Origin of the sequence: Rariglobus hedericola (genome assembly GCF_007559335.1) — a bacterium.
Classification (GTDB): Bacteria; Verrucomicrobiota; Verrucomicrobiia; order Opitutales; family Opitutaceae; genus Rariglobus; species Rariglobus hedericola.
Window position 1 is genome coordinate 986168 of sequence record NZ_VMBG01000001.1, and the last position, 23717, is coordinate 1009884.

The window sequence follows — 23717 nt, forward strand, 5'->3', positions numbered from 1 at the left end:
CGCTATGCAAATGGATGCCACGCCCCTCTTGTTTATAAGAATCAGTGGCAAGGAGCTTCAGACCAGAATGGCCGTGGCGCGGAAGCGCCCGACGCCCTCAAATCGGGCGACATGCAGACCGCTCTCCTCAGTCCAAGCGATGGCGACGTTGGACTCGGGATGTTCACTGCCTTCGATTGGAGAGAGACTCAAAGAACGCAGGCGGCGGGTGAAGACAAGTTCGCCGAAGCCGAAGGACTCAAGATCGTAGCAGACGGCGTCGCTTTCCGCGATGGCTCGATGAAGAGCGAGGTTGGACCGGGCCAGCACGGGGCTGGCTGGTAATGATCCTACAGAAACGACGACACGCCCAGGAGACAGCGATTCTGCAGGTAGCTGCAACGAGCCGACGAGGGGAAAGCCGTCGATGCACACGCCCTCGTGATTTGCACCGAACACGAAGTCAATGCGGCTCTCGCCCCAAGCGTAGGCGGAGAGCTTTTCCATGAATCGAGTCGGTCGGACCGCAAGACCGAAGGGCAGTCGTCGCACGCCGAGGCTGGTGCAGGCAGCGAGGTAGGAACTCTGCGAAAAGGCCTGCGGGCGGATGTCGTCGTAGGGAATGCCCTCTGGGGCGTCGTATTTTTCCGGCAGAGTGCCAGGCATGGGCAGATATTTTCCGGAACGCTGCCCTTGGGCAGCGATGTAATGGATCGCGCGAATGAGTTCCTGCTCATCGCACACGAGCGGATCCACTGCGGCGATCAAGGCGGTGATGGCATTTAGCCAGTGGCCTCGCGGCCGTGCCGTGACGTCGCGCAGGAGATTTAGCCGCACCGCATCGATGTTGGGCAAAGGTGCGAGCCCGGGAAGGGCGAAGGCCCAAATGTAGCATGCGGTCTTGGGAATGTAAGGAGGTGCCAGCACACAGGAGCCGTCATCGAGCACCAACTCGCCGGCAGGTGGCAGGCCTTCGGAGGGAAGGAAGGCGGCGAGCTGACGCCAAAGGCGCGCGGCCTTTGCTCGGTATTCGGCGGCCAAGGTGGCGCTAGGGAGCGCCGCAAGCATGCTGTAAGTTCCAAACATGAGCAGGTTCATGTAGGCGCTGTAGGCCCAGCGGATCTGACGCCCTTGGAAGCGCATACCACCTTCGCGCTGAAGATCGCCGGTAGCCGCGTCCCACCCGTCGTCGCGGGAACCGATGAAAGGACTCTCGTCCACGAGTCGCTCACGGAAAAGCCCGCGTCCCTCGTCAAATGCATAGGTCTCAGTCCAGCGGACGGTCTCCTCCAGCAGGGCGAGGTGCGCGGGTGTCACCAGCGTAGGGTCGCCGGTCTGGACCCAGGCGGTAAAGACGGACCAGACCACGTAGTAAGGGCCGTCTTCTTCCAGCTTGCCAAAGCGCTGTGCCACGAGTTGGCCGTAGGTCCTGCCCGGCGGCAGCGCGGGCTCTTCGGCACCGATCACTAGAGGATTAGCTAGCAGGTAGCGGCACCACGCAACGTGCTTGTGGAGCCAGCCGGCGGCGGCTTGGGAGTTGAAGCAGAAGGCGCCGTCGCGCACCCAGATCAGGTAATAGATGTCCTTCAACGCAGCGCGGAGCGCTCCCGAGTCGTCGATCGCGCCATGGAGGGAGCGACGCGTCTGCTCGTAGAGCCGGTCGAGATCGGGCGCGGAGCGGAAGACCGGCGTTCCCTCGGTCAAATCCTTGGCGACGTTTTCGTCGGTGGCGGTGTTAATCTCGGCGAGAGAGCGTGCAGCGAGGTCATCAAGCCGGCCGGCGATGTCCTTGCCCTCCATACCGACGCCGATCAAGAGCGTCTGGCCCTCGGCGAGTTCGACGCGCCCATGGATGGCGCGGCCAGACTCGAAGATCGGCTGGTGGCGAAAGCCCCCCCCGCCCTCGCCGACGCAGGCGGCGAACTCGAAGGTGCGCCCGCCCTCCTCGTGACGCACGGCCCAACTTCTGGCGTTAGCCGCGAGAAGCCTGTCGTGCCGCGCGCTCTTGAAGCGGACGCAAAGATTACCTCGACGGGCGGTGAGCAACACGACGGGCACGTCCGGCACGGTGGCGAGTTCGATGTCGCGGCCGGCGTAGCGCAGGTGAACTCGATAGGCGTCGTAGTCGCACGACCGAAAGGAATCTAGCGGCGTGTCCTCAAGGACGATGCGCTCGAAAACATCCAAATGGTCGTCGCGATTCGAGTAATTGCGCTCCAGCGCGTCATTGTCATGACCGGCACCCGGCGACCACCAGAGTAGGAGGCGGGCGTCATCGAGACGGAATTCGGCGCGGAGCGCCTGCGGGTTGTGAAGGAAGATTTGGGTCGGATGGGAAGTCATGGCGTGGCAGAGCGGCGTCCCTGAGTGGGCGAGGGAATAGGGCTTGGTGCGGAGATCAAAAATGTCACATTACAGAAAATGTGCTCTCGAATCCCAGATAGGGCCGGGGATTGGCGCGACGTGCCCCAGTCGGAAGCGGTGTCGGTCGAACAGGCGGCTGAATGGATGCGGAAGCTCGCGGAGACGCCTTGTGCGGACGCGCGCGCCTGGCATTTCCACGGACAGCCGGAAGGCATCGGCGGGCACCGATTGACGCGCCGCCCCTTTTTGAAATTTTTCCTCGCGGGCTCGGCGCGGCTGCGGGACGCCCGCGGCGAGACAGTGCGTGTGATGCAGCCTGGTGAACTGGCGTATTTCCCGCCTGGAACGTATTCGAATATTCATTACACCGGACCGGTGCGTTTCTTTCGCGTTACGCTGCTACAGGACATGACCTTTTTCGCGTGGAGCGAGATCACAGAGGTGAAGCCGGACAGCGGAGACCAGCAAAGCGGTCGTTTGCGAGGCATCTCGCTGACACGGCGGCCCTCGGGGCTGACGCGAGCGCTGCTATCGCGACTGGAGCGGTGGAGCGGGGCGGCGGCCGCCGCCGAGCTCTGGCCCGTCCTGTGCCGGGAGTGGGTCGAGCAGTTGCACGCACCAGAGATGGATGGGCGGGCCCGGGAGCGGGCAAGGCATTGGGAGATTCTACGATATCTGGAGGAGAACGCGCACGAGCCGATCAATCGGAAGAGCACGGCGCAGGCGCTAGGCCTCTCGGTGGGGCATGTGTCGCGAGTGTTTCGACGGGCCGGCGAGGACAATTTCAACACGGCACTGCTACGCCTGAGGCTAGAGCACGCGAAGGCCCTGTTGCGAAAGGGCAACTTGCCGGTTAGCGAGATCGCGCCGCGCTGCGGCTTCACAAGCGCGAACTACTTTGCGCAAGTGTTCCGACGGGTGGAAGGACTAAGCCCGCAGGCTTGGAAAACCGAAGAAAAGCACTAAGATTTCCTCTTCCTTTTAACCTTTACGACGGTAACGCAAAAGCGGCGGTCACTTTCGTGACCGCCGCCGAACAAACCCTGTGGCCGTTACGCCCGAATCCCCTGCGACGTTTTGACCGTTTGGTTCATCGCCTCCGTCTTCGCGGCCGTGAGGAACGCGCGCTGACGGTTGGCTTCCGGAACGTTTTTCACGCGCGCTTCGATCTCCGCCTTAATGTCGGGATGTTCCTCGACCCAAGCGATGATCTCTTCGTTACGTTGATTAGCGTATCCGGCCCTCTGCATTTTCCCCAGTTGAGCTATCTATTTGGGGAGTAACCGAAGCTAGCCTCGATTTACTCATAAGGTAATTTAAGGATTTGAGAGCTTATTAAGTGCTTTTCTAGGTCCATACGTAAACTCGGCCTCCATTCCACACATACAGTCCGGTCCGACTCGAACGCGATAATCGCCGTTACTTGTAGTCCATCCACGCTCTTGGGTAAAATAAAAGGCCGCGTCTTCAGGGCTCACCGAGAACCGCACGCGGCGCGATTCTCCTGGAGCCAATGTCACCTTATCAAAGCCGCGCAATTCCCACTTCGGCCTACTCACAGAAGGATTCACCGCGCCCACGTAAAGCTGGACGACTTCGGAGGCGGTGCACCGCCCCACGTTGGTGAGTTGAATCGAGACTTCGAAATCACCTCCGGCTGACAACTCACGCTTGGAAAGGATGAGGTTGGCATAATCAAATTTTGAATACGTGAGTCCGTATCCAAATGGAAAAAGCGGAGTGACCCTCTGCTGCGAAACAAAGTGGCGGTAACCGACAAAAACTCCTTCACCAAAAACCATATGACGTTCATCTCCGGGATAAAAAGCCATGCCCGCCACATCCTCCAGTCTTCGAGGAAGCGTGATCGGCAAACGTCCTGATGGGGACACATCGCCACACAGGATGCGCGCCAGCGCAGCGCCACCTTCCTGGCCGGGATAATAGGCATGCAACACGGCGCGCACTCGATCCAGCCAAGGCATCGCCATGGCGGTGGCTCCGTTCAGCACCACGACTGTATTGGTGTTTGCTGCCGCCACTGCCTCGATTAGTGCGTCTTGCCCGTCAGGAAGCGTCAACGTTGCACGGTCACAGCCTCCGCCCTCAAAGCGGTTGTTCAAGCCGGCGCACACGATAACCACGTCCGCAGTGCGCGCCAGCGCGACTGCTTCATCCTGAAGCGCGTGGCTTTCGACGGCGGGCCACTCCAAACGCAACGCAGACCCTGACGCAAGCTGGCGGAAATCGATACGCACCGAGACGGCAACGCCTCGTTTGAAGACGATCGGGATGTCTGCGATAAATGCGCCGTAACGGTTTTCAAAAAGTCCGTGCTCTGCCGGGTCCCAGTTATCGTGCACCAATTCACCATCGATCCATACGCGGGCTCCACCGGATTCATACAGCAAGTGCAGAGTCTCAAGCCCCTCACGGTCCGGAGCGTTAAGTTCGCCACTAAATCGCACGCCAAAATGTCCGCGTCGCACCCCCGTGGCCGGCGCAGCCCAACCCCACGCATAGTTTATTTGCGAAGTAATGCTCCGGCACACCGGTGCCCCGTCGAGCGTGATGTTATTAAAAAACTCAACGCTCAGGCCGTTACCCCCGCTACCATCTGAAGTGCTATGCGCAAATCCCTGATCCACCGGACGGCCCTTTCCATGAGACGGACTGCCCTCCGCATAAACCACCTCGATCTCCGGACCAAGTCGCTGGCGCAGTCCGGCCAGCGGCGAGATAGAATAACTGGGAGTGACGGAGGCGCTTCCGCTGCCACCGAGCCGGGCGGTGGCTGCGTTAGGTCCGATGACTGCCACGCGGCGCAACCGGTGGGGATTCAATGGAAGAAAGTCGTCTTCATTTTTTAGCAACGTAATCGACGACTCCGCCACCTCTCGCGCGAGCTGACGATGCGCCGGAGAATCCAGCTCCGCCGGTTGATCCGGTCTGATGGCATGGCGCAGATTCGTCCTCAGAACACGTGCCGCGTGCTCATCGATTTCATCCTCGGTTAGCGCGCCGGAAGCGATCTGCGCATACATGGATTCCGCGGTGACGTGCTTGGGCGGACCAGGCATTTCCAAGTCGAGTCCCGCCGCAATCACCTCGGGACCGTGCACGCCACCCCAGTCCGACAAAACGAGTCCGTCGTAGCCGAGCGTGTCGCGGACGAATTCCCGAATGAGGTGATTGTGCGCGGCGGTATCTTCGCCGTTCACCCGATTATAGGAGGTCATCATCGCGGCAGGATTCGCGTGCCGCACGATGTAATCGAAATGTCGCAAATACAGCTCGTGCAGCGTGCGTTCATCGACCTCCACGCTGTGTTTGTGGGAAAACTTAGTCTGACCGTAGCAGGCGATGTGTTTCGCGCAGGCGCCTGTTCCCGTGTCCTGAATGCCCATGATCATTGCCGTGCCGAGGACGGCGGTCAAAAACGTGTCTTCCGAATACGTTTCGAAATTTCGCCCGCCCACCGGCAGTCGTTGGAGATTGACCATCGGGCCAAGCAGAATGCCGATGCCCGTCGCGCGGCATTCGCGGCCGAGTAATCCCCCCGCCCGCCGGATGAGCGCGGCGTCCCAGGTTGCGCCCATGCCTATCCCCGTGGGCAGGCAGGTTGTCGCTGGGGCGCCTTCGTCCACGAAGGTGATGCCATGTCCGCAATCGGCGACTCGCAGCGGAGGAATTCCCAGCCGCGGAACCCCGCCGAAATGCCAGGTGTCGCTTCCCGCCAGAAGCGAAATCTTTTCTTCAAAAGTGAGCTGGGCGACGATGTCGTCGACTTGTTGGGACGATGAAAGAGTGGTTTTCACGTGATCAATCCAGGCGAACGCGAGCGGCGCTCATGCGGACGCTCCCGCCTTGGTTAAGGACAAAAATCCGGCGCTCAAAATCGCCATGTCGATACCCAGCGCGACTTGAGTAAACCCCCGCTTCAGCAAAGGCGCGGTGTCTGCCTGATCACGGATGAGTATGCCCGCTTCAATGCGATTCCGCTGAGCCGCGTGCACTACGCAGTCCAGCGCGTCATCGTAGTTCGGCGCCTCCGGTATCGTTGAAAGGCTGAGTTTCAAATCGGCCGGACCGACGAACAAAACATGCACACCCGCAACACCTGCGATGGCCTCCGCGTTTTTGACGCCTTCTGCACTTTCTATCTGAACAAACAGACGTGCCTCGCCCGCGGCCTCCTTCGCTCGCAGGCCATAGCCGTAGGCACGCACGGCAGGCGAAAACCCGCGCGTGCCGAGAGGCGGATACTTCATGGCTCGGACCAGCGCGGCCGCCTCCTCGGCGGTTTTGACATGCGGAACCATGATCGCATCCGCCCCCCAATCCAGCGCACGACCAATCAATCCGGCTTCGTGCGTGGGCACGCGCACCACGACCTCGACGTCATAACCGCTGACCGCCCGCAGATTGGTCAACAGCTCGGCCTCCGGCAAACATCCGTGCTCCATGTCGAGCAGTAACCAGCCGAAACCGCATTGCGCGGCCAGCTCCGCCACCGTGGGTGAGCCGGATGCAAGCCAGGCGCCGAAACCGGGGACGCGAGGCGTTATTTTTTGATTCGAAGTATTCATATATTGTTAGGTAAAATTTAGCAGATCACCCCTCGGAGTGAGCATTCGGTATCATAAAACGGATACACCTTTCCGTTGGATTTCTATTTCCCGGGCGCCTGCCTTCCCCGCGAGCTCGCCGAAACCGCACTGCTTCATGATCGTCCTCAAAATACGTTCGTTCGGCTGGTGGAAACCCACCGGGCCGCACTGCTCGATCAAGCCGAAGTTCACATCGCCTCTTTCCGCATGTGATACCTCATAAAGGAGAATGCCGTTTACGTTTTCATCGGACTCCACTCGGTTGAAAAACTGCGCGTTCAGCTCACGCCCCTGGGACAGATAGCAATGCACCCACACGCGTTTTCCCTGCGAACGGGCGTAGCGTTTGATGTCGATGGCCACAGTCGGATCGTAGCGGTTGAAGTGATAATCCTTGAGTGTGATCTCGTCCGCCAGATCCACCAAATGACGCCATTGCTCCAGCCATATCTTGGGCATCGCCCAAAAACCCAGCTCATTGAATTCAGTGCTAAGCCGCGGCTTTTCGTGACAATTCCTCAGGTGAATCTGCAACTTGCGACCTGCTTGATGGAGCAGCACGGATGCCTGTTCGACAAACCGGGTAAAGAAGTCGCCGCGCACCGCCATGACTTTCAGCGGATCCGCTTCGTCCCGTAAAATATCTACACCGTATTTTGTCTGGTAGGCCTCAATGATCGGCTCGTTGTAACCGTAGTTCACATAGTCGCTGACCATGCCCGAATGATTCTGCAGACGCAGATCCACTCCATCGAAACCCATGTCGATGCACTTGCGCACCCAATCGAGCCAATATTCGCGCACTTCCGGATACGCCTCACAGGGCGTGCCCTTCATCCACTGAAGCTTTCCCCGGGCAATGCCGAACGCACAACTCGACGACCATCCGGGGCCCCAAAATCCCGCGCCATGCCATTCATGCTCAAAGCCCCATTCCGACAACCCGGCGATGGCGGCGGCGAAGGACTCCTCCACGCGCGGGTGCTGCTCCATGCCCCAGATGCGCTCGCCAGGAGGCCGGGCCGCCTGCACTGGATTTCCGCCATGGCGAATGTGCGTCGATACCGTGGACGGCAACGGTCCTTCCGCGCTATGCAGCCCAACCATCGATTGCGGTATCGTGTGGAGCTTGGAGCCGCATTCCACCACCAGTGCGAAGTAGCGGACATCCGGAGAGAAACTGAATCCCGTCAAAACGAATGATCGGCATTGCTTACGCTCGACGAAAATCGGGAATCCATTGGGATCGATCACCCGCTCCGGCGCGACCGTTTCACTCACGCTAAGCGGCTTCTCGTAGCGCGAATAGGCTCCGTTGTCCGCACTGATAAAGAGGTGAAACTTCACCTGAACCGAGACCGATTCGCCTGGCGTTTTCGCACTCTCCGCATCCGGGATATCCTCCACACAAAATTGCGCGATGATTTTTTCCACGGGCTGCGCCATGAGACGTTCGTAGTCAGGGTCAGGCTTGCGTTTGACACGCAATTCAGGGCGACGCCCCAGCAGATTATCGAAACCGACACGGTCTCCGCCCACATCGGGCACGCGCGGCGTGTTCCATGACAATTGCGCGCCATGAGGCACGGTCACTCCACCGCCACCTTCGTAAGGCTTGAGGATCGCGTAGGCCTCCATGCCCAAGCGGCGGCAGTGGTGGACGTAGGCGAAATTCGGATCTCCCAGTGACGCGATCGACCTGAACGAATGATTTTCCAAGCCCGGCAAATCCGGCGGATGTAGCGCGAGAACCGGATTGGAGAACATCGGATAGCCCGGATTGCACAGCACAAAATACACACGCTCGAAACCGAGACTTTTCAGCAGCCTCATTTCCTCGGCGATGCGAGCATCGTCATGATGGCCCATCGTGATCTGTGGGAAAATATCCACCACCGGAGCCACAGCCTTGCCGCCCCGCGTCGTCTTTAGCCTGGAGAGCATGTTAATGGGCACGCGCTTCCTCGCCGAACGACTCAATCAAATGACGCAGGACAATGAAATACATCACATATTTCACATAGGCTAAAATGCTTTTTCGATTCTAGCCTATAGATTGGTTTATCTGTCCTAAATTAGCATTCACAAATTTACCATCAAGAGGGAGTGAAATACTCCAACCATAGACCCTTCAGGAAGCAGGTGCCGCCGGGGAGGGGATTTGAGTGCGCAGGTGCCGATAGGCACCGGGCGATAGATGGAACTGGGTCCGGAACGTTTTGCAGAGGTGGTTGGCGTCGGCAAAACCCGTTCGCGCCGCAACCTCCTTCACCGACAGATTCTGATCCCTCAGCAAGCCAGCCGCTGCATGCAAGCGGACCTCGCGCATAAACGTGGCGGGCAACAATCCCGTAGTCCGCGTAAAGTGATGCGTGAAATGCGTGCGACTCATGCCGAACTGTTTCGCCACCCACTCGACCGGCACCGCTTCCTCAATGTGCGCCATCGTCAAGCGGCGCACTTCATCCAGCAAGGTCTGGCGCGGCTCCTCCGGATGACGCTGCGCAAACATCCATCGCTCCATCTCAAGCATCCATCGATAAAGCGCCTGCTCGACGGCGAACGCGTCGGCATTCTTGCCCCAAACAATTTTCAACACCCCCACGGCAGCCCGCACCGGCGCGGAGTTCGCTGGCAAGTTGACCACACGATTGAGCATCTCGGGCTTCGCGTAGAGCCGCTCAATTATGTAGGGATGGTCAAAGACCATCCAAAAAAAACTCCAGCGCCCGCAGTCTTGCGCGCTCCGATAGCAGTGCCGCGAAGGCACCTTTACACTCAAGGCATGTTCGGCCCCCACCGGAGTTGTCACGCCGTCTGTCTCCAACTCTCCCCAACCATCCAGCGTATATTGAAATACTCCGATGGGAGGCTTCGACCTGGCCTGCGGACGCATGCCGTCAAAACGATAGCGGTGCTGCGGCGTGACGACCTCAAGTCCGGTATTAATGCCACCGGCGGCCCCCAGAGGCATATAGGTGGAATGCCCGTGCTTACCATCATTCTCGTTGAGCGCATCCGAAATGCCATAGGTAAGCTCCTGCGGGATCCAGAGCCGGTTAACCTCGGAGATCAAATTTGTCACATATTTACCACTCATTGATGCGATCTTCCCACCTTACGCTCTTGTTTCAAATTAAAATCGCACCATTTTTTTGAACACAAATCTTACATACCCCCAAGAAAAGACCACCACCTTGCCAGGATGAAGACGGGGGGAAAGCCACAAAAAGACCACCCTAGTCACAAATATAATAACCTTACTCTTTGGCGTTAAAAAAACACGAGTTCATCATCTTCAACGCTTTCAGTCTCCACCCCTTCCTTCGCACCTCGAAAATTCGACGGTGCGCATGGCTCCAAACCCAACACCCCGACCCATATCAGATCCACTCCGCCGCCGTTATTCCGGCTGAAAATCTCCGGAGTAAATCAGCGCGACTTGCCCTGCCAAATGACCGCGCAATCGCGCTCCACTCCCCTTCGTCGTCCACTTTAAATCCATGCAAATCCCTCGCTTATTCATCACGACCGTCGCGGCAATTATCACCGCGTTCAGCTGCGCCGCTCAAACCAACCTCATCAGCAACGGAACGTTTGAGTCATGGGACCACGGTATGCCGTCCGACTGGAAATACAGTCTCGATGCGAGCAAAACCGGCATCATCAAACAAGCGGAAGGTATCGGGTCCGGTAGCGTTGTCTTGGTTCAGAATAAAGCCAACATTACACAGGCAACCAGCCTCTCGCCCAAGAGCTTTGTGCTGAGCTTCAACTTCACGCTCAATCAGGATCCATCCGCTCCGGAATTCAGCCAGTCTTTCATCATTAATCTCTACCAGACGCCCGCGCTCATGGACTCGGGCAATGCTTGGATCAGCCTGCGCTTCCAAAGCAACAACGTCAGCACCGCGCCCTTCAGTCTCTGGGCGCTCAACGATTCCAGCGGCTGGCAGAGCCTTACTGGAGCTGTTTTTGAGCCCTCTATTCTTAAGGAAGACAACGTATCGTTTACCGAGGCCAAACAATACCAGCTGGTCCTGGCCTTCAACGGCACCTCCAACACCTACGTGATCTCATACACACCGCAGGGAGGTAAAACCACCACGCTCAAGCCCGTGGCTCATTTCCGCAACCCCACGACCCACGCCGGACTGAAAGGTCTGCAGTTTTACTCCAACAACAGTGGCTTCGCGCTGGATGACGTCACCGTAAACGCGGCCCGATAGATCCCTTCGTTCAGCCCGCACACAAAAAACTTCGCTCAAACCATCCCATGAAACTCCAACAATTGCTTCTCGCGACCGCCGCCATGATCGGCGGCGCTCTTTCCTGCACTGCCCAGACCAACCTTATCTCGAACGGAACGTTTGAAACCTGGAGCAGCGGCGTGCCCACAAATTGGAACACCAATATCAGTTCCAATCTTTATCAAAACACCGGATTGGGGTCAGGCACCTCAGCCGTGGCGCAAGGCACCGCAGACCTCAGACAGTTGACCTCCGCCGCCGCGAAAGACTTCAACCTGAGTTTTGATTTCACAGTTAATCAAGGTGCCCCCAGCGCTTTCAGCCAGTCCTTCATTATCAATCTCTATCAAACGACGGACCTTGTCAGTTCAGGGACTGCTTGGATCAGCCTTCGCATCCAGACCAACAACGCCAGCAACCAGCCTTTCAGCCTGTCGGCAAATACAGGCAGCGGCTGGCAAAGCCTTACCGGTGCGATTTTCACGGCGTCTGTTCTTAATTCAGGAAACACTACATTCTCCAGCGTCAGTAAGTATCAACTGAACATCGCTTTTGATGATGCATCCAACACTTACTCGATCGGCTACGGCGCGGCCGGAGGTTCACTGACCACGCTCAGTTCTCTCGCCTATTTCCGTAATGCGACGACGCATGACGGCCTGAAAGGACTTCAACTCTACTCAAACGACGGCGGTTTCGCCGTGGATAACGTGGTGGCAACCGCAATTCCCGAACCCAGCACCTATGCCCTTGCTGCGAGTGCTTGCGCCATGATCGCCGTGATGGGCCGTCGGCGCCGTCAGGTCTGATAGCACAGGACCGGGATCAGCAAGTGCCCCACACGTCTTCATTAATTGGCGGACTTTACCATCGAATCATGAAACGGAAAACCCCCGACGGATTCACTCTCGTAGAACTCCTTGCGACCATAGCCATCATCGGAGTGCTCAGTGGAATCCTGATAGTGGTGATCGGTAGGGCGCGCGACAAAGCGAAATCCACCCAGTGCCTCAGTAACCTGCGTCAGATCACCTTGGCCATGATCGCCTATACGGGTGAAAACAAAGGCCGGCTGCCTGCTCAGCAGACCACGGTAGACGGCCAGCCGTTCACTTGGCGTGCACGACTGCTGCCGTATTTGGGCGATAACAAAAGCATGGAGGTCTTCCTTTGCCCTGCGGATGACATAGGCCGTGCATCGATATCCCCTCCTTACGATATGGCTTATATCACACGCACGGGTGTCATGCCTGCGTCTTATGGTCCTGCCGTAGTCTGGTATTATATCTCATCAGGCACGCTACCCTATCCCGGTGCCTACACCGGAGAATACAGAATCAACACAATCGCGAAACCGGCCAGCACTCTCTTCGTAACCGATACAGGCAGACCTGCAAATATCTCACTGCCGCCTGAACAGTGGACAGAAACCTCCCGATTCCCCACCACGCAATTTAGCGAATCGGTCATGCCCTCCGTTTACTATTCGAACGCTTGGACTGCTTATCCGAGACATGGAGGAGACAAGGTAAACAGTGCCTTTTTTGACGGCCATGCAGCTGTCGTCAGCATTCAGGAATTGCGCGACAATACCCCGGGCAATCCCAACTGCCTCTACTGGCCCTATCGTTGAAGTGTGAGCCTTCCGCCAAGGAAGGCTCCAGCCCTCCCATGCTCGAACGTAATGATTTCTAAAAAATGAAACCCCGTCTTCTTTCCGCACTTCTTCTCCTCCTGCCAATCGCCGCCATCCCCGCAAGTCTGTTTGCCGCCACACCGGACTCAGCCGCGCCGGTTGTCATCAACGGCCGAAATCCACTGGACGGCCCGTTCCTCGGCTTCGGTGCTGAGTGGGATTCGATGGCCTATCGTCACTATAAGATGAACGATGAGGACTTTTCGCTCATCCGCAGCCGTCTCGAGTGGATGAAGATGCCGGTCGTCCGCACGATGATGCTATCCAACTGGTGCTACTTCGGGGAAGATCGCTACGACTTCGAGTCCTCTGCCATGCAGATGCTCTACCGGCAGCTGGATATCTGCGAAGAGCTCGGCATCAAAGTGCTTCTCACCGATTGGGGATTGAACGACACGTGGATGAAGACGCCTGGATTGTCCGGCGTATCCGATCCCAAATACGCCGAGATCATCGGCGCCTATCTGGATCACCTGCTCAACGTCAAAAAATACACCTGCATCCAGCAGTTCATTTTTATGAATGAACCCGAATGGATGGGTTACACCAAGTCCACCGGCTTGAACAACACCCAGGCACGGGACACCTGGCATCAGGGATTCAAGAATGTTATCTCGGTCTTGGAAAAGCGCGGCCTGCGCAACCGGCTCATGATTTCGGGACCGGACCAATCAGGAAATCAATACGACTGGCTCAAGCACATGTTGCTTAACGCACCCGGGGAACTCGATGCCTACGAGATCCACCTCTACGCCAACCAGCGCCGACAACACCCGACCATCCGCGAATCCGCCGACAAAGGATTTGTTCGGGACTACCTGCGCGAAGTGTGGAGCATGGTCCGTCAGAACGATCCCGATAAATCCAAACCCCTGATTCTGGGTGAAGCGGGTTTCGCCGTGTTCCCGCCGGACGTTCCTCAAGGTGAGCAATTCAGCGGTCGCAACAACGCCCTGCACCAAGACTGGCAATACGGTCTCTACATGACTCAGTATGCCATCCAGTCCGTCGAGGCCGGCACCTGGAGTGTGCTGGCATGGATGCTCGATGACAGTTCGCACTTCAACTTCACCTGGGGCATGTGGGGCAACAAGACCGACGGCTCCCGTCCCAAACCGTGGTTCTATACGTGGGCATTGCTCACCCGCGCATTTCCGCCCGACAGCACTTTTTCGCTGCTCAAGGGTCTGCCTGCCGGCGTCGAAGGTATCGCGGCCCGCTTGCCCGCGGCAAAAGACACGCCATCCGCCGGCTGGTCCGTTGTGCTGACCAACACGGCTGATACGCCGGCGACCGTCAATTTGTCGCTGCCCGAAGGCTCGTCGGCTTCGCTGGCCCGCTACCTTTATGCGGAAGGCTCCGCCAAGACGGATGCCAACGGCTTCCCCTCACCCGTCGAAACGATCACCGCCTCGGTTGGCGAGCCACTGCCGATTGAACTGCCCGCGCGCAGCGTCACGTTTTTCATTCCTGCATCCCTGTCCGCCTCGAAGTGACCCACGATGCACTCCTTTTTGGCCAGACTCACCCCCTTGATCATCGCGCTCGGCCTTACGTGGACCACACTCCACGCGATTGAGCCCGCGATCGCTTCCCTCCCCGACTCTGCGGAGATCGTTTCGCGGTCAGTGGTCGCCGAGGGCGATCTCTCCCGGCTGAAAGCGGTGCTCGCCAAAGCGCAGCGCGGCGAACCGGTGACTCTCGGCTTTATCGGCGGCTCCATCACCCAAGGCGCGATCGCCACCAAACCAGCAAACCGCTATGTCAACCGCGTGGCCGACTGGTGGAAAACAACCTTTCCCCACACCCGGTTCACCCTCGTCAACGCCGGCATCGGCGCCACGAATTCGCTCTACGGGAGTCTGCGCGCTCAACGCGACTTGCTCTCGCGGTCCCCCGACTTCGTCGTGGTTGACTTCGCAGTGAACGACAAGGCTGGACCGGAACTCGCCGAAAGTTACGAAGGCTTGGTGCGCCAGATTTTGAAGCAACCGCAAGCGCCCGCGGTGGTGCTGCTTTTCATGTCGCGCAACGACGGAATCAACGCGCAGGAATGGCAGGAAAAAATCGGCAGCCACTACCAACTGCCGATGATCAGTTATCGGAATGCCTTCTGGCCCGAGCTCCAATCGGGCCGTGTGCAGTGGTCGCAGATCGGTGCGGATTACATCCATCCCAACAATCAAGGCCATGCCAGCACCGCCACGTTCATCACGACATTGCTGGAAAAAGGCCGCGTATCCGTCCCGGTGGACGCGGCTTCATCCCCCGTCTCGCCGACACTTCCCTCCCCCGTGTTGAGCGATGCGTTTGAACGAACCACGTTGCTCGAGGCCGCCGATCTTCAGCCGCTCAACAACGAGGGCTGGACTTACATGCCGGAAAAAAAGGCCTGGGTTAGTTCAACGCCCGGAAGCGTGATCGAGTTCAAAATCAGTGGCACCCGCATTTTCCTGATGGATTATCACATTAACGGACCGATGGGGAAAGTTCGTGTGCAGGTGGATAAACTGCCGCCGGTCACGCGCGATGGCTGGTTCGAGAAAACCTGGGGCGGCTACCGCGAAACCCTCACGCTCGTCCAAGATATCCCCGCCGGCCCTCACCGGGTGCGGTTCGAACTCCTCGAAGAAGCCCACCCGCAAAGCACCGGACACGAGTTTCAGATACTGGGTCTAGGCGCGACCGGTCTTACCGGCTCCCACTCCACTGAACAGGCGCCCTAAGGCCGCCCCCCACGTCAACGCGGCGGCAACGCCGATAACAAATCGGTGCTTCGGAGGCACCACCTTCATCCAGCTTTCATGCATCTCCTCGATTGGGCAGTCATCCTCGTCCCCCTGATCATTATCCTGATCGTGGGCATTATCACGCAGCGCCAAATGAAAAGCGTGGCCCATTTTGTTTCCGGTGGACGTGTAGGCGGGCGCTACCTGCTCGCCGTGGCCCGAGGCGAAATGCAAGCCGGCGCGGTCGTGTTCGTGGCGGTGTGGGAGATGTTCGCGCAGTCGGGTTTTGTGCCATGGTGGTGGGGCATGATCACGGTCCCTATCGGGCTCGTAGTGGCCATCTTCGGCTTTGTGATTTATCGTTTCCGCGAGACAAAGGCCATGACGCTGGCTGAGTTTTTTGAGATGCGTTACAGCCGCAATTTTCGCTCGTTTACGGGGATCCTCGGGGTGCTCGCGGGCGTGATCAACTTCGGTATCATCCCCGCCGTAGGTGCACGGTTCATCGTGTATTTCATGCAGTTTCCCCAAGAGATCGCCTTCGGATCTTGGACGCTTCCCACTTATGTTCCGGTCATGGCGGTTCTACTGACGATCAGCCTAACGCTCACGATTTCCGGAGGGCTTATCACCCTGATGGTCACGGACTGCCTTGAAGGTATTTTTTCCCAGTTGATCTACATCGTGCTAATCGTGGGCGTGCTCTGGGTCGTGCCATGGCGTGACATGGCGGCGACGATCGGAGATCGGCCGCCGAATCATTCGCTGGTCAATCCGTTCGATGCGTGGGCGGTGCAGGACTTCAATTTGTGGTATATCCTGATCGGCCTGTTTCTATCCATTTACGGAACGATGGCCTGGCAAAACTCCAGCGCCTATAATTCGGCCGGAGCCACGCCGCATGAGGCGCGCATGGGCGGACTGCTTAGTCGCTGGCGCGAAATGGGCAAAGGTGCCGTGATCGTGCTAATGGCATTGGCCGCGCTGACCTTCTTGCAGCACGCCGACTACGGAGTCGCCGCGGAGTCTGCCCATCAGGCGATTGCCGGCATCGAATCTGCGCAGATCCAAAAACAGATGACCATCCCGGTGGCGCTTTCCTACCTGCTGCCAATCGGCGTAAAAGGCGCGCTCTGTGCTGTGCTCCTTATGGGAATCTTCGGCGGCGATTCGACCCACCTACATTCGTGGGGCGGCATTCTCGCGCAGGATGTAATCCTGCCCCGCCTGAAAAAGGCCCCTTCGCCGAAAGAACACATCACCTTGTTACGCCGATGCATCACCGGGGTCGCAATCTTCGCATTCTTATTCGGCACTTTTTTCCGCTCAACGGAATACATCGTGATGTGGTTTATGATCACGACCGCCATGTATGTGGGCGGCGCTGGTGCGGCCATCATCGGTGGACTTTATTGGAAAAAAGGAACAACCGCTGGCGCTTGGTCTGCATTGCTGGCGGGTGCGATTCTTTCCTGCGGCGGGATTTTCGCTTACAAGATTTGGGGCGACGACTTTCTTTCGCGCGCCCTGCAATCGCTGGGCTTGCCCGTTCCCGACTTCACACTCAACGGAAGCCAGATTTCGTTTTTCACCACGTTGATCGCGATCACGCTCTACATCGGAGTATCGTTGCTGACCTGCCGTCAGGACTTCCCGATCAACAAAATGCTCCACCGGGATGAACTGCCGCTCGATTCCGAGGGACGACCGATCATCCAGAAACGTCCATGGACGCTGGGACGAATCATCGGCTTTGATGCCAACTTTACCAAGGGCGACAAGTGGATCGCGGGCGGCCTGTTCGGCTGGAGCATACTCTGGCTGTTTGTAATGCTGGCGGGCACTGCTTGGAACATCATCGGATACGCTGGCTGGATGCCTGGGATCAAACCTTGGTCGAACGACCTTTGGTTGTCCTACTGGCATGTGACTGCCATCGGACTCTCCATCGTCATGACGGTGGTTACCGGCATCTGGTTTACGTGGGGCGGCATTCACGATATACGCGCGCTCTTCCGGTCGCTGAAGACTTACAAGGTGGATGATTCGGATAACGGCACGGTGAAGCAGCACAAGCCGTATTGAGAACGGACCAAAATCAGGAATGACACCTGCATCCAAAGCCTTTGCCCGAGCTCAATGGATTTGGCCCGAGAGCCCCAATTGGGATATCCACAACGGCTATGCGCTGTTCCGCACCGGCATCAAAATCGCCTCCGTGCCCAAACGCGCACCGCTCTTCATCACTGCGGACCAGTCCTACAGGCTCTACATCAACGGCCGCTTCGTAGCCTCTGGTCCGGCCCGCGGCTACCAGGCCAGCTGGCCCTACGATGAGATCGACCTGCACGCATATCTAAAAAAAGGATACAACCAAGTCGCGATCCGCGCCTACAACCCCGGCTTCAGCAACTTTCAATATCTCAGCCAAGCTTGGGCCGGCCTGCTCGTCGCCGCCAAATGGGGGAAGACGGAGATCAACAGCGGGCCGCACTGGAAAGCTATCCGGCAAGCCGGCATCCGGCGCGACACTGTCGTGACGAGCCTGCAACTTTTTCCGCAAGAACACATCGACCTGCGGGAAACTCCCGCCGACTGGATGGAACCCGACTTTGATGACAGTTCTTGGGACAACCCCATCGCTCAGAAACTCAACTCCGCGCCTTGGTTTTCCTTGGAAGAACGAGGCATACCCCTGCTGGAAAGACGCATGATGTCCCCCGCCGCCCTCCTCGGCATCCGAGAGGGTCGATCGGCCGCCGGTTATACCGATACGCGCGATGTGGTTAGCCTCCGCCAGAAAGAAGATCGCAGTCACCGGCCGGCCGTGGACATCCCCTTTTCGCCGTTGTCGCTTGCTGCGACCGGCGCCGGACGCTTCCGCAGTTTCCTCTTCGACTTCAAACGCACTGTCGTCGGCAATCTCAGGCTGTCCCTTCACGGAGCGAACGGCGGCGAAATCATCGACACTCATTTCGCCGAAACGATCGACACGGCCACGCTGACGCCCGACCAAGTCATGCCCGCAAATAGCCGCATGGCATTCGGAGGTCGGGCGACTCTACGTGCCGGCAGCAACGACCACACGTTTTACCACGCCTTCGGTTTCCGCTTCCTGATGCTCACGGTGCGCGACACCACGTCGGACCTGCGTGTCGCCCCAAGCCTGGAGTGGATCGGTTATCCCTTGCCGCGCAAAGGAAGCTTCCACTCGTCCGACACGGCGCTGAAACGCATTTGGGAAACCTGCGCCTGGACCCAGCAATGCTGCAGCCTCGACGCCTACGTGGACACACCGTGGCGCGAACAAGCCCAATGGTGGGGTGACGCCCGCGTGCAGGCATGGAACACCTTTCATCTCAACGGCGACACCCGGCTCTTTGCGCGCGGCATTCGCCAGATCGGGCAACAGACGACTCCCGACGGCATCACCTACGGACACGCGCCCACCATGGCGCACAACTGCATCCTCCCCGACTTCACGCTTATTTGGTTTCTCACCCTTTGGGATGCCTATTGGCAGACGGGATCAACCGCGTTGCTTGCGGAGAACGAATCCACCGTCGAACGCGCGCTCGATTACTTCCGCAAGCACACCGATGCCAAGACCGGTCTCGTCGGTTATGACAAACGCTTCTGGCTCTTTCTCGACTGGACCGACCTCTTCAAAGACGGCTCTCCGGCAATCTATAACCTGTGGCTGCTGATCGCGTTGGAAAAACTGGCGCTCATGTATCGACAAGGTGGAAACAAATCGAAGGCCGCTCCGCTCACCGCGTGGGCCGCACGCCTTCGCACCGCCCTTGGAAAACTCATAGACGCCGATGGCCTCATGCGTGACGGCCTCGACCGCAAAGGTAAGATCGCCTCAACAACCAGTATCCACGCGCAGACTCTGGCAATCACTGCCAACCTCCGCGGCCTCAACACCGAAGCGGCCCTCACCCGCGTCATCTTGCCGTGGATCAGGGGCGTCAGTCGTCCGGCCGCCACTCCGTCCGCCTATTGGGTCACCTATGTGTTTACGGTCCTCATTGAGCGGGGCTACTCGGCGGATGTGGTCGCGTTCATCCGCAAGCATTGGGCAGCCATGGCCGACCATGGAACCACCTGGGAAAACTTCTCTCCCAAGCGCGGAGACGAAAGTCACTCGCACGCCTGGTCTGCTCATCCGATTTATCACCTCATGCAGACCATCGGAGGCCTCACCCAGACGGGACCCGCTTGGAGTTCGGTTCGCTTCGCTCCGCTGTTTGAGGGCGATCAGGGCGGCGCGATTATTCCCTTACCCGCCGGCAAAATCACCAGCGCATGGAAACGCACGCCCTCGGGAATTATCCAAGTCGCGCTTTCCCTGCCCAAAGGGGTGACCGCTGACGTCATTTTTCCCGGCGCAAAACGTCTCACCGTGACCGGAAAAAACCGCTGGACGCTGCACGGGTAACTTCAAGCGGGTCGCTCAACCGTCCGAATGCCCAAGCGGTTTATCGGACCGCCTGAGCGCACGAACCGAGCACTTCAGCAAAGAGCCGCGAAGACGATCAATGGCCTTCACGGGTGACGAGCGCGTAGTGGCCGCTTCGCGAAGAGCTTCTGACACTGCCGTTCCAGCCCACGCGACAGGCGCCATGAGCATCGCCCAGCGCACCCGCACCCACCACGAAATCCATGTAGAAGGGATCACCCGTTTTCTCCACGACTCCGATTATGGCGAGATCGGCGGCCAGCCTGAAATCGTAGCCACCCTTGTCGATCGCAACCTTGAAGGTCACGTCCTTGACCGGCTTGAAGTCCCTACCCAGCACGGTCGCGCCTTTCGTGCGCGGCAGCAGGAAAAATTGCTTCACCGCTCCATGCGGGCCCTTCACAAAGAATTCGACCACCGACGCATCCCACGGCGCCTTCTCGTCGATTTTCACGGCGGTATCAATGACACGTCCGGTCACCTCGAGCTTGTTTCCTTTAACGGTCAGGCCGCCCTTGAGCAGCTTGTTAGCCATGAACTCGATTTCCACCGGAACGGGGCCGCCCTCTGCGGAAACGTTGAGCACCCGCGGCTCGGTATAAATATACTCGCGACCAACCACGCGCTCATCGTTCGAGACCGCCCGCAGGAACAACGATGTAGCCGCGGCGGGACGCAGCACCACCTGCTTGGTGAGCGTCGCCCCTCCGGCAACCTTGAGTGAAACCGCTCCGCCCTTTGCAACAACCTCGCCGGCCTCGGATATAAAAATAAGTTTTCCGCTGAAGGCTTTTGCGCCCTGATTGACCGCCGTGAGCGTGAACTCAATCGACTGGCCTGCGATGGACGCCAAGGCTTTCACGGGCTCCAGCGTAACGATTACCCGGTCGCCCAGACCGGCGTAGGCACGGCCCGTGTTTTTGATCGTCGGAGCGAAATCGCCGAGAAGACCCGCTTTCTGGTGCGCTTCGATCAGCTCGTCGCACATGGCCCAGATCTTGTCGAGCGGCAGCGTGGCGGCGGCGTGCGGGTCGGTCATGACCGCGTGATAAATGTGTTCGCGCTTGCCCGTGAGCGCGGCCTCGACGGTGAGTTCCTGCACGTTGACGTTGGTCCGGCAGATCGCGGCGAGTTGCGGCGGCAGGTTGCCGATATGGGTGGGTTGCAAGCCTTGCGCGTCCACCAGCACGGGCAGCTCCACGCAGCAGCGATCCGGCAGATTCGTGATGAGTCCGGTATTGGGCACGTTGCCGTAAATCACGCGCGGCGTGTTGGTCTCCATCGAATGAATGATGAAGCTGCCGTATTCGTGCGTCTGCGGATTCACCACGATATCACCGTCTTCGCCGATCAACTCGGCCTCGGCCTTTTTCCACGTCGAGATGATCGACTCGCAGCGGCGCAGGTATTCGTCGATCGGAATGTCGAACTTAGAGATCACATCCTTACCGTGATGGATGAAATGCGGATTGTATTCGCTCTGATGCTCGGACGACTCCGTCACGAAGTAGCCGAGACGACGCATCATCTCGAAACGCACCTTGTCCTGCGAAAACGACGGATCGTTGAGCAGGTTGAACAGCAGTGGATACGCGTCTTTTCCGCGATACTTGTAGTCGAGGAAGAACGCCATGTGGTTAATGCCTGCCACACGATAAGTGACATGCTTGTAATGCAGCCCCGCGTAATTGGCGAGCTGCTGGCTGGTGCCCTGCACGCTGTGGCACAGGCCCACCATCGGCACGCCCACGGCCTTGTCGGCCGCCATGCACAACATCGCCATCGGGTTCGTGTAGTTGAGGAACGTGCATCCCGGTGCGCCCACCTCGGCGATGTCCCGCGCGATTTCCAATATCTTCGGGATCGTGCGCAATCCGCGGAACACTCCGCCCACGCCGAGCGTGTCGCCGATAGTCTGGAGCAGGCCGAATTTGCGAGGGATTTCAAAATCGATGACCGTGCCCGGCTTGTAACCGCCGACCTGGATCGTGCAGATGACGTAGTTCGCGCCAGTGATCGCCTTGCGACGGTCCAGCGTCGCCTCGATCTTCGCCTTCACTCCAAGCTTGCGCACCACGCGCTCGGCCATGACGCGGGCCGTCTCGAGACGCGCCGGATCGATGTCCATCAGCGTGATGGTCGAGCCGCTCAGCTCGGGGAATTGCAGGATGTCGGAGATCAGGTTCTTCGCGAAGACGACCGAACCGGCGCCAATCAGGGTAATTTTAGCCATGGGAGAAATATGATTTCAATAAATCCAAAGGAGAGTTCCCCTTACCAAAGCAGACCGTGATGAACTGCATACTCATGAAAAGTTTGATACGAAGGGTGCAATTTGTGATCAAACGTCATGTCTGGCGCATTTTTTACTACGGTAATCTACAGCAACGACGAAGAGTGGTCATCCTCAGTCTACTCCTACGATAATTCGCGTCGCGGAAGCTCGGCGGATCACGTCGCCATTCAGCTCACTCTCCGCGGTCAAGGCTGGTTCCGTGATTCGCGCGGCATGCAGGCGGTGCCGTCCGGCCATGCCATGCTGTTCTCTCATGATGAAGCCACCTCTTATGGCCGCATTGATACGGCGGCCGATCCCTACGTCCTCCGTTACGTGAGCGCGAAAATCGGTGGACTGGGACCGCTGTTCAATCTCATCCGAACCGACTTCGGCTCGGTAGTGAACATGCCCCCCGGATCCGAGGCCGCGGCGCTGTTCAACGAGCTGAACGCGCGGTTCACCCAGCACACCTTCCGCGACCGTTTTCACGAAACCGGACTGTTTCACCATCTGCTGGTCGCCCTCTATCGCGAACAGGTCCACGCCACTCGAGCCAGCGATCCCATCGAATTCGGATATCATTACCTGCGCAGTCATTTTCGCTCACCCATCAACCTCAAGCTCGTTGCCGAAAAATGCGGCGTGAGCCGTGAACATTTCATCCGGGAGTTCACAGACCGTTACAGCGAATCCCCCGGTGGATTCCTGCGCGGCCTACGCCTAGATCACGCCCGGACGATGCTCGCAGCAACCAACAACAACGTAGAATCCATTGCCCTCTCAAGTGGCTATGCGAGCAGTAACTCTTTCCGCCGAGCCTACAGTCAAAAATTCGGGCGTAGCCCTCGTGCTCAATGACTCAGTCGAAACGAAGCGGCTTCGATTGGGCGAAGACGTATGACGTGAAGACATTGGCAATCTCGATTTCCGACGCCGGTCGGACCGACGAAGAGGAACGAGCCGCGCGGGCGGTTTGGATTCCCGACTGGTGTCATGTCGGAAGGCCGCACCGATCACGTTGCCTGTCTCCCGCTCGGCCTGCGCGCCGTCCTTACGGACTCGTGTCGCCGCTAGCTTTTCCAGCTCCGACATGGCCGTCCGCACCGCGCGATCATGCAGCGCCAAAATGCGGTCATCCTGATAAAGCGCGACGACCGAAACGCTCTTCGGAGGACTGATCGTGAAATCATAAAATACCTGGCCGTTCGCCAACTCACCGCCCAGCGATTCCCGCCGCAGCGAATTCAACCGCTGGGTCAGTCGCTCGCCGGTCTTCGGATTCTGACCGTCACAAAGCGAGGAAATCCGCCTCACCAACGACACCCGTCAAACCGAGCCGAATCGCA

At 58.4% G+C, this 23717-nt stretch carries 16 protein-coding genes and 1 pseudogene; 10 read left to right on the plus strand and 7 right to left on the minus strand.

Going from position 1 to position 23717, the window contains the following annotated elements:
• Positions 1-57: 57 nt before the first annotated feature.
• Positions 58-2322: a hypothetical protein gene (locus FPL22_RS04345; protein WP_144228877.1), complete on the minus strand. Its 2265-nt coding sequence runs from the start codon at positions 2320-2322 to the stop codon at positions 58-60.
• Positions 2323-2442: 120 nt separating this feature from the next.
• Here FPL22_RS04345 and FPL22_RS04350 point away from each other — a divergent pair, with 120 nt between their 5' ends.
• Positions 2443-3309, plus strand: a complete 867-nt coding sequence (locus FPL22_RS04350; protein WP_162525188.1) for a helix-turn-helix transcriptional regulator — start codon at positions 2443-2445, stop codon at positions 3307-3309.
• Positions 3310-3365: 56 nt separating this feature from the next.
• On the plus strand, positions 3366-3626 hold the full coding sequence (locus FPL22_RS04355) for a hypothetical protein (protein WP_144228879.1): 261 nt from the start codon (positions 3366-3368) through the stop codon (positions 3624-3626).
• A gap of 33 nt (positions 3627-3659) precedes the next feature.
• Here FPL22_RS04355 and FPL22_RS04360 read toward each other — a convergent pair whose 3' ends face one another.
• The 4 genes from FPL22_RS04360 to FPL22_RS04375 all read right to left on the minus strand — a co-directional run bounded on the left by FPL22_RS04360 (position 3660) and on the right by FPL22_RS04375 (position 10053).
• The gene (locus tag FPL22_RS04360) at positions 3660-6161 is read right to left on the minus strand and encodes a beta-glucosidase (RefSeq protein WP_238991311.1); all 2502 of its coding nucleotides are present in this window, start codon (positions 6159-6161) and stop codon (positions 3660-3662) included.
• A gap of 30 nt (positions 6162-6191) precedes the next feature.
• Positions 6192-6932: an HpcH/HpaI aldolase family protein gene (locus FPL22_RS04365; protein WP_144228881.1), complete on the minus strand. Its 741-nt coding sequence runs from the start codon at positions 6930-6932 to the stop codon at positions 6192-6194.
• 51 nt (positions 6933-6983) lie between these two features.
• Positions 6984-8897 (minus strand): hypothetical protein, encoded by a 1914-nt coding sequence (locus FPL22_RS04370; protein ID WP_144228882.1) that lies wholly within the window; start codon positions 8895-8897, stop codon positions 6984-6986.
• A 187-nt stretch (positions 8898-9084) separates the two neighbouring features.
• The gene (locus tag FPL22_RS04375; RefSeq protein ID WP_238991312.1) at positions 9085-10053 is read right to left on the minus strand and encodes a helix-turn-helix domain-containing protein; all 969 of its coding nucleotides are present in this window, start codon (positions 10051-10053) and stop codon (positions 9085-9087) included.
• Between the two features lie 403 nt (positions 10054-10456).
• On the opposite strand from FPL22_RS04375, the gene FPL22_RS04380 reads away from it, so the two are divergent.
• From FPL22_RS04380 to FPL22_RS04410, 7 genes are all read left to right on the plus strand, one after another.
• Positions 10457-11182 (plus strand): hypothetical protein, encoded by a 726-nt coding sequence (locus FPL22_RS04380; protein WP_144228883.1) that lies wholly within the window; start codon positions 10457-10459, stop codon positions 11180-11182.
• Between the two features lie 47 nt (positions 11183-11229).
• On the plus strand, positions 11230-12012 hold the full coding sequence (locus tag FPL22_RS04385; protein WP_144228884.1) for a hypothetical protein: 783 nt from the start codon (positions 11230-11232) through the stop codon (positions 12010-12012).
• Positions 12013-12080: 68 nt separating this feature from the next.
• Positions 12081-12836, plus strand: a complete 756-nt coding sequence (locus FPL22_RS04390) for a DUF1559 family PulG-like putative transporter (protein ID WP_144228885.1) — start codon at positions 12081-12083, stop codon at positions 12834-12836.
• A 65-nt stretch (positions 12837-12901) separates the two neighbouring features.
• Positions 12902-14395, plus strand: a complete 1494-nt coding sequence (locus FPL22_RS04395) for a cellulase family glycosylhydrolase (protein WP_144228886.1) — start codon at positions 12902-12904, stop codon at positions 14393-14395.
• Positions 14396-14413: 18 nt separating this feature from the next.
• The gene (locus FPL22_RS04400; RefSeq protein ID WP_162525189.1) at positions 14414-15625 is read left to right on the plus strand and encodes an SGNH/GDSL hydrolase family protein; all 1212 of its coding nucleotides are present in this window, start codon (positions 14414-14416) and stop codon (positions 15623-15625) included.
• Between the two features lie 78 nt (positions 15626-15703).
• Positions 15704-17713, plus strand: coding sequence for a sodium:proline symporter (locus tag FPL22_RS04405; RefSeq protein ID WP_144228888.1), 2010 nt, complete (start codon positions 15704-15706; stop codon positions 17711-17713).
• A gap of 19 nt (positions 17714-17732) precedes the next feature.
• Positions 17733-20072 (plus strand): alpha-L-rhamnosidase-related protein, encoded by a 2340-nt coding sequence (locus FPL22_RS04410; protein ID WP_144228889.1) that lies wholly within the window; start codon positions 17733-17735, stop codon positions 20070-20072.
• A 928-nt stretch (positions 20073-21000) separates the two neighbouring features.
• On the opposite strand, the pseudogene melA reads toward FPL22_RS04410, so the two are convergent.
• Positions 21001-22335: pseudogene (gene melA, locus FPL22_RS18205) on the minus strand (alpha-galactosidase); the annotation flags it as partial.
• A 108-nt stretch (positions 22336-22443) separates the two neighbouring features.
• Between melA and FPL22_RS04420 the strand changes: the two are divergent.
• Complete coding sequence (locus FPL22_RS04420; RefSeq protein WP_144228891.1) at positions 22444-23229, plus strand: AraC family transcriptional regulator; 786 nt, start codon at positions 22444-22446, stop codon at positions 23227-23229.
• On the opposite strand, the gene FPL22_RS04425 is transcribed toward FPL22_RS04420, so the two are convergent.
• On the minus strand, positions 23152-23694 hold the full coding sequence (locus FPL22_RS04425) for a relaxase domain-containing protein (RefSeq protein WP_144228892.1): 543 nt from the start codon (positions 23692-23694) through the stop codon (positions 23152-23154). The genes FPL22_RS04420 and FPL22_RS04425 overlap by 78 nt on opposite strands.
• Positions 23695-23717: the final 23 nt, after the last annotated feature.